Raw genomic sequence first — 8,125 nt, forward strand, 5'->3', positions numbered from 1 at the left:
TTACCTGTTACTGCCTCACGGTGAAACCCGTGGGGTCTGAAAGCGGCAAACGCCCGGCCTGACAAAAGCCAGACCGGGCGTTGCGTTTAGAGTCCTGACGCTGTGCCGCGCATTTGCATGCAGCGGCCCATCGTGGCCCTTGAAGTGCGCGAGTTAGAGGCTGCGAGCAACCTGAACCTTCTCGAAGACTTCGATCTTGTCACCGACTTTGACGTCGTTGTAGCTCTTCACGCCGATACCGCATTCCATGCCGGCACGTACTTCGGAAGCGTCATCCTTGAAGCGGCGCAGGGATTCCAGCTCGCCTTCGAAGATAACGATGTCTTCACGCAGTACACGGATTGGACGGTTACGGTGAACAACACCTTCGATAACCATGCAACCGGCGATCGCGCCAAACTTCGGCGAACGGAACACGTCACGCACTTCGGCCACACCCAGGATGTTCTCGCGAACATCACTGCCGAGCATACCGGTCAGGGCTTTCTTGACGTCTTCGATGATGTCGTAGATCACGTTGTAGTAACGCATATCCAGACCTTCCTGCTCGACGATCTTGCGAGCGCCGGCATCGGCACGCACGTTGAAGCCGAACAGTACAGCGTTGGAGGCCAGTGCCAGGTTGGCGTCGGACTCGGTGATACCACCGACACCGCCACCGACAACACGCACTTGCACTTCGTCGTTACCCAGGCCATTCAAGGCACCGTTCAACGCTTCCAGCGAACCACGGACGTCGGATTTGAGGACGATGTTGAGCGTCTTCTTCTCTTCCTGACCCATGTTCTCGAAGATGTTTTCAAGCTTGCCGGCGTGAGCACGGGCCAGCTTGACTTCGCGGAACTTGCCTTGACGGAACAGAGCCACTTCACGGGCTTTCTTCTCGTCGGCAACCACGCTCATCTCGTCGCCAGCATCCGGCGTACCGTCCAGGCCGAGGATCTCGACAGGGATGGAAGGACCGGCTTCTTTGATTGGCTTGCCGTTCTCGTCGAGCATGGCACGTACACGGCCATAGTTCGAACCGACCAGGACCATGTCGCCTTGGCGCAGGGTACCGTCTTGAACCAGAACGGTTGCAACCGGGCCACGACCTTTGTCGAGACGCGATTCAACCACAACGCCACGACCCGGAGCCGACGGAGTTGCTTTCAGTTCGAGAACTTCAGCTTGCAGCAGAACAGCTTCGAGCAACTCGTCCACGCCAGTACCGACTTTCGCCGAAACCGATACGAACGGGGTGTCGCCGCCCCACTCTTCCGAAGTCACGCCGTGAACCGACAGTTCGCTACGGATGCGATCGAGATCGGCGCCCGGCTTGTCGATTTTGTTCACAGCTACAACCAGCGGAACACCGGCAGCCTTGGCGTGCTGAACGGCTTCAACGGTCTGCGGCATCACGCCGTCGTCCGCTGCAACCACCAGGATCACGATGTCGGTCGCCTTGGCACCACGAGCACGCATGGCGGTAAACGCGGCGTGACCAGGGGTGTCGAGGAAGGTGACCATGCCGCGTTCGGTTTCAACGTGGTACGCGCCGATGTGCTGGGTGATACCGCCGGCTTCGCCAGCAGCAACCTTGGCACGACGGATGTAGTCGAGCAGCGAGGTCTTACCGTGGTCAACGTGGCCCATTACGGTCACGACCGGAGCACGGGAGAACGCTTCACCTTCAAACTTCAGGGACTCGGCCAGGGAATCTTCCAGGGCGGTGTCGCTGACCAGGGTCACTTTGTGGCCCAGCTCTTCGGCAACCAGTTGGGCAGTTTCCTGATCCAGTACCTGGTTGATGGTCGCTGGGGTACCCAGTTTGAACATGAACTTGATGATTTCAGCAGCCTTGACCGACATCTGCTGGGCAAGATCGCCAACAGTGATGGTCTCGCCGATCTTCACTTCGCGCACTACAGGGCCGGTTGGGCTCTGGAAACCGTGAGCGTTGCGTTTCTTCAGCTTGGCCTTGCCGCGACCACCACGACGGAAGCCATCGCTTTCTTCGTCGGTAGTACGTGGCGCAACACGTGGAGCAGGCGCTTTCTCTTTAACCGAAGCACGATGCGGAGCGTTTTTGCGCTCACCATCGCCACTGCCACGACGATTGTTATCGTCGGCACGTGGTTTGTCCGGACGGCGCTGTTCGTTCTGCTTGTTGCGAACATCAGCAGACGGAGCTGGAGCAGCTGCAACCACCGGAGCGCTTTCACGCACTGGCTCGGCAACGGCAACCGGCGCTGCAACAGCGTCGTTGGTAGCGGTTTGCGCAGCAGCAGGCTGGCGACGCGCTTCTTCTTCGGCGCGACGCTTGGCTTCTTCTTCAGCCTTCTGACGAGCAGCATTTTCTACTGCGCGACGTTCATCCAGTTCGCGTTTGCGCTCGGCTTCGATTTCTTCCGGGCTGCGTTGTACGAAAACCTTCTTTTTACGGACTTCAACACTGATGCTTTTGCTGCCAGCAACACGCAGGGTGCTGGTGGTTTTACGCTGCAGTGTGATCTTGCGTGGTTCTTCCACTTTCGCCTTGTGGCTGCTTTTCAAGTGAGTCAGCAAAGATTGCTTCTCACTGTCAGTCACATGTTCTTCGGCGGCGGTGTGCGGCAGACCTGCCTCACGCATCTGCTGCAACAGGCGCTCTACCGGTGTTTTGACCTCATCGGCCAGTTGTTTCACCGTGACTTGCGTCATGCACTTCTCTCCTCAGGCCGCGCCTAATTACTCGAACCAGTGGGCTCGGGCGGCCATGATCAACTTGCCGGCACGATCATCGTCAATGCCGTCGATGTCGAGCAGGTCGTCAATAGACTGCTCGGCCAGGTCTTCGCGGGTAATTACGCCGCGCACCGCCAGTTCCATCGCCAAATCCTTGTCCATACCCTCAAGCGAGAGCAGGTCTTCGGCCGGATGGGCGTCTGCCAGCTTTTCCTCAGTAGCGATGGCTTTGGTCAACAAACGATCCTTGGCACGAGCGCGAAGCTCGTTGACGGTTTCTTCGTCAAAGCCGTCGATGTTGAGCATTTCTTCCAACGGTACGTAGGCAATCTCTTCCAGGCTGGTGAAGCCTTCATCTACCAGCACCTGTGCCAGGTCTTCGTCGACTTCCAGCTCGTCGATGAAGTTGCGCAGGATGTCGCCGGTTTCTGCTTGCTGCTTAGCCTGGATGTCCGATTCGGTCATCACGTTCAGGGTCCAGCCAGTCAACTGGCTAGCCAGACGCACGTTCTGACCACCGCGACCGATGGCCTGAGCCAGATTGTCTGCGCCAACGGCGATGTCCATTGCATGGGCATCTTCGTCAACGATAATTGCCGCAACCTCAGCCGGGGACATGGCGTTGATTACGAACTGAGCCGGGTTGTCGTCCCACAGGACGATATCAACACGCTCACCGCCCAACTCACCCGACACTGCCTGGACGCGCGAACCGCGCATACCGATGCAAGCGCCCTGCGGGTCGATGCGTTTGTCCTTGGAGCGGACCGCGATCTTGGCGCGCGAACCCGGGTCACGGGAGGCAGCCATTACTTCGATCAGGCCTTCAGCGATTTCCGGCACTTCGATGCGGAACAACTCGATCAGCATTTCCGGCGCGGTACGCGACAGGATCAGCTGCGGGCCGCGGTTCTCGGTGCGGATTTCCTTGAGCAGCGCACGCAGACGCACGCCAACCCGGAAGGTTTCGCGAGAGATGATGTCTTCACGAGCCAGCAACGCTTCAGCGTTGTTGCCCAGGTCGACGATCACATTGTCGCGGGTCACTTTCTTCACGGTGCCGGAGATGATTTCCCCCAGGCGCTCGCGATAGGCGTCAACGACTTGAGCGCGCTCGGCTTCGCGAACTTTCTGCACGATGACTTGCTTGGCAGTCTGTGCAGCAATGCGGCCGAACTCGATGGATTCGATTTTTTCTTCGACTACATCACCAACCTGGGCACCAGGATGCGTTTCGGCAACCTTGCTCGGCCAGGTTTCGATGGCCGGATCGTCCAGATCTGCTTCTTCGACAACCGTCCAGCGACGGAAGGTCTCGTAAGCACCGGTGTGGCGATTGATTTCCACACGCAGATCGACTTCGTCCTCGAAACGCTTTTTGGTAGCAGTGGCCAGAGCCAGCTCCAGCGCTTCAAAAATTACGTTTGCCGGTACGCCCTTTTCATTGGATACCGACTCAACAACCAGCAGTACTTCTTTGCTCATCGTACGCCTCGCCTTTCGCAAGCCATTGGATCCGCGGGATCCGCGTCTCAGTCAAAACTGGGAATAATGTTGGCCTTGTCGATCATATCGATCGGCAACAGGAACTCATGGTCTTCTACCTGCACCACGACATCCTGCTCTTCTACACCGCGCAGAAGGCCCTGAAAGTTGCGTCGCCCTTCAAAAGGCGAGCGCAGCCTGATCTTCACTTGTTCACCGGCAAATTTTGCAAACTGCTCAATAGTGAACAGCGGGCGTTCCATGCCAGGCGAGGAAACTTCAAGGGTGTACTCAACGGCGATTGGATCTTCAACATCCAGGACACCGCTGATCTGACGGCTGACGATGGCGCAATCGTCCACCAGCACGCCGCCTTCTTTATCAATATAAACGCGCAACATTGAGTGGCGACCTTGAGCCGAAAACTCAATACCCCAGCATTCATAGCCTAGGGCCACGACCACCGGGGCCAACAAGGCCTGCAACTCTTCTAGCTTGCTCGACACCTGAACCCCCTCGTGCATGTATGTGCATGCTATGCAAAATAAAAAAATGGGCGAAACGCCCATCCTTGAAACGCCGTCGAACAGCGGCGTAGAAAGTGTCCAGCTAACAAAAAGCCCCTTAAAAGGGGCTCCTTAAACTGGTTGCGGGGGCCGGATTTGAACCGACGACCTTCGGGTTATGAGCCCGACGAGCTACCAGACTGCTCCACCCCGCGACAAAGCTGGGGCGGAAGTATACGACCGATCCCTGACAGGGTCAATGTAACCTTCCACCTACAAGAAAGCCCGCAACAGCGGGCTCTCCTGATAATTGGTACCGAGAAGGGGACTCGAACCCCTACACCCTATGGGCACAACCACCTCAAGGTTGCGTGTCTACCAATTCCACCACCTCGGCAATACTACGTTTGAAACCCTTCTTACTTTTGCTCTTGAGCTGGAGGTACGTCAGTCGCTGGAGTAGCCGACTTTTGCTCTTGAAGCACCGGTACATCATCAGAAGCCGGTTGTTGCTTTGGAACTTCCAACACTGCCGGGTTTGGCAAACCTACTTGAGTCAGCTGGTGAGCCTTCTCTTTAGCAAAGTAACCTAACCCTAAGCTGGTTATGAAGAAACCGGCGGCAAGTATAGCAGTAAACTTACTAAGAAAGGTAGAGGAACCTTGGCTTCCGAACACAGTATTTGAAGCACCTGCTCCGAAAGACGCGCCAGCATCCGCACCCTTACCCTGCTGCAGCAATACCAGAGCAACTACGCCCAATGCACCCAGCAGATGAAAAACGACTACGACTGTTTCCAGCATTTTTTCAGTTTCCCGCGGCGCGAATAATCGCACCGAACTCATCTGCATTCAGGGAAGCTCCACCAATGAGCCCCCCATCGATATCCGGCATGCCGAACAGTTCGACCGCATTGGCCGCCTTCACGCTGCCGCCGTATAGAAGCCGCACACCTTGTGCGACCTCAGAATTCTCTGCCGCCAACTGAGCGCGAATGGCTGCGTGCACATCCTGCGCCTGTTGTGGCGAAGCAGTCAGCCCGGTACCAATGGCCCAGACCGGCTCGTAAGCAATGACTGCATTTGCAAAAGCACCAACACCCAGCTCCTCAATGATACTGCCAAGCTGACGCCCGACAACCTCAAGAGTTTTCCCAGCTTCGCGTTGCTCCAGGGTCTCCCCTATACACAACACTGGAATCAAGCCACATGCCTGTGCCGCTGCGAACTTGCGAATCAGCATTCCGTCCTGCTCGCCCATTTGGCGGCGCTCGGAATGCCCGACAAGTACAAAGGTACAACCTGCATCCACCAACTGACTCGGTGCAACTTCGCCGGTCAAAGCGCCTTGCATGGATTCCACTGCAGAGTTCTGCGCGCCGACCGAAATCGACTTACCTTTCAAACCTTCAATCACTTGATTGATATGCAGGAAAGGCGGGAATACCGCGACATCAACACCGCTCGGCAAGGCCAAATGACTCAGGCCGTTGATCAGCTCAGCGACGCTGGCGCGGGTACCGTGCATCTTCCAGTTACCAGCTACCATAGGGCGACGCATGCTGTACCTCGTCGGTCAAAGTGGGCGCAGATGTTACCCAACACAATCATGGCTGGCAAGCCGAATTCAGGCAGAAACTTCAGCAACCAGTTTTGCCAGCTCTTCGGCGTAGCCGCGAACCTGTGTTTCGTCCTCGCCTTCGACCATGACACGCACCAACGGCTCGGTGCCGGACTTGCGCAACAGCACGCGCCCACGCCCAGCCATAGCCTTGGTAACGCGCTCGCTGGCCTCTTTGACCGACGGATGATCCAGCGGGCTCGCACCACCACCGAAACGCACGTTGATCAGCACCTGAGGACACTTGCGCAGCGACTGACGGGCTTGAGCCAGTCCTTCGGAGCGAGTCTGCAATGCCATCAGCACCTGCAACGCGGCAATGATCGCATCACCGGTGGTGGTGTGATTGAAGCAGACGATATGACCCGAGTTCTCGCCACCAACCAGCCAATTGCGCTCCAGCAGATCCGCGATCACATAGCGGTCACCGACGTTGGCACGCACAAACGGAATCGACAGGTCTGCCAGGGCCAGCTCCAGCCCCAGGTTACTCATCAATGTTCCGACCACACCGCCTTTCAGCAGATCACGCTCATGCAAGTCGCGGGCGATGATGAACAGCAGTTCGTCACCATCGACAACAGCGCCCGTGTGATCGACCATCAGGACCCGGTCGCCATCACCATCGAACGCAATACCGAGATCAGCATGTTCGGCAAGGACGGCAGCCTGCAACTGACCCATATGGGTCGAACCGCAGTTGTCATTGATGTTCAGGCCGTTTGGCTGCGCTGAAAGCACGACAACGTCGGCGCCCAACTCACGGAACACGCTCGGCGCCACTTTGTAGGTCGCACCATGAGCGCAATCGATCACGATCTTCAGGCCCGTAAAGCTGGTGCCGGTCGGTACGCTACTCTTGCAAAATTCGATATAACGGCCCGAAGCATCGTTGATTCGCGACACTTTGCCGATTTTGCTCGACTCAACCACGGTCATCGGGGTGTCGAGCAACTCTTCGATCATATGCTCGACTTCATCCGGCAGCTTGGTGCCCTTGCCGGAGAAAAACTTGATGCCGTTGTCATCGTGAGGATTGTGCGAGGCACTGATCACGATGCCTGCTTCGGCATGGAACGTACGCGTCAGGTAGGCGATGGCCGGCGTCGGCATCGGACCCAGGAGCATCACGTCGGCACCCGCCGAAGTCAGCCCGGCCTCGAGCGCCGATTCGAACATGTATCCGGAGATCCGGGTGTCCTTGCCTACCAACACTTTGCAGGCGCCCATTTTGCGGAACGCCATGCCCGCAGCCCAGCCGAGCTTGAGCATGAATTCAGGGGTAATCGGGTACACGCCGACCCGACCACGAATGCCGTCGGTGCCAAAATATTTCTTAGTCATAAGTGCTCCATCATTCTTATTCGGCTGATTCCACTGCGGCGATCATCCGCACCACATCGACGGTTTCGGCCACATCATGGACGCGCAATATACGCGCCCCCTTGAATGAAGCCAGCGCCGCGAGTGCCAAACCGCCATGCAGTCGTTCACCGACCGGGCGATTCAAGGCCTGACCTATCATGCTCTTTCGCGAAACCCCGACCAACAAGGGCCGCCCCAAGGCATGCAGGACTTCCATATGCTTGAACAAGCTCAGGTTGTGCTGCAAGGTTTTGGCGAAGCCGAAACCCGGATCCAGGATGATCCGCTCAGCCGGAATTCCGACTGACGCACACTGCGCCATTCGCTCGACAAGAAACTCGCCGACCTCTCGGGTGACATCCTGATAATGCGGATTGTCCTGCATGTCGCCCGGCTCACCGAGCATATGCATCAGACAGACCGGCAGGCCAGTGGCGGCCGCC

At 57.3% G+C, this 8,125-nt stretch carries 7 protein-coding genes and 2 tRNA genes; all 9 read right to left on the reverse strand.

Annotation, left to right across the window (positions count from 1 at the left end):
* Positions 1 to 153: 153 nt before the first annotated feature.
* A complete protein-coding gene (gene infB, locus PMI32_RS27260; protein ID WP_008024457.1) occupies positions 154 to 2,682 on the reverse strand; it encodes a translation initiation factor IF-2 in 2,529 nt (842 codons plus the stop codon).
* A 27-nt stretch (positions 2,683 to 2,709) separates the two neighbouring features.
* Positions 2,710 to 4,191, reverse strand: a complete 1,482-nt coding sequence (gene nusA, locus PMI32_RS27255) for a transcription termination factor NusA (RefSeq protein ID WP_008024459.1) — start codon at positions 4,189 to 4,191, stop codon at positions 2,710 to 2,712.
* Positions 4,192 to 4,238: 47 nt separating this feature from the next.
* Entirely contained in the window at positions 4,239 to 4,697 is a 459-nt protein-coding gene (gene rimP, locus PMI32_RS27250) for a ribosome maturation factor RimP (RefSeq protein ID WP_032828556.1), read from the reverse strand.
* A 138-nt stretch (positions 4,698 to 4,835) separates the two neighbouring features.
* Positions 4,836 to 4,912: transfer RNA gene (locus PMI32_RS27245), tRNA-Met, on the reverse strand.
* 96 nt (positions 4,913 to 5,008) lie between these two features.
* A tRNA-Leu gene (locus PMI32_RS27240) sits at positions 5,009 to 5,094 on the reverse strand.
* A gap of 22 nt (positions 5,095 to 5,116) precedes the next feature.
* Positions 5,117 to 5,500 (reverse strand): preprotein translocase subunit SecG, encoded by a 384-nt coding sequence (gene secG, locus PMI32_RS0128590; RefSeq protein WP_017336473.1) that lies wholly within the window; start codon positions 5,498 to 5,500, stop codon positions 5,117 to 5,119.
* 4 nt (positions 5,501 to 5,504) lie between these two features.
* Positions 5,505 to 6,257 (reverse strand): triose-phosphate isomerase, encoded by a 753-nt coding sequence (gene tpiA / locus PMI32_RS27235; RefSeq protein ID WP_008024463.1) that lies wholly within the window; start codon positions 6,255 to 6,257, stop codon positions 5,505 to 5,507.
* A 66-nt stretch (positions 6,258 to 6,323) separates the two neighbouring features.
* Complete coding sequence (gene glmM, locus PMI32_RS27230) at positions 6,324 to 7,661, reverse strand: phosphoglucosamine mutase (RefSeq protein WP_008024465.1); 1,338 nt, start codon at positions 7,659 to 7,661, stop codon at positions 6,324 to 6,326.
* Positions 7,662 to 7,677: 16 nt separating this feature from the next.
* A partial coding sequence (gene folP / locus PMI32_RS27225; RefSeq protein WP_008024466.1) for a dihydropteroate synthase occupies positions 7,678 to 8,125 on the reverse strand: 448 nt, incomplete at its 5' end.

It is taken from the genome of Pseudomonas sp. GM60, assembly GCF_000282415.1.
Classification (GTDB): domain Bacteria; phylum Pseudomonadota; class Gammaproteobacteria; order Pseudomonadales; family Pseudomonadaceae; genus Aquipseudomonas; species Aquipseudomonas migulae.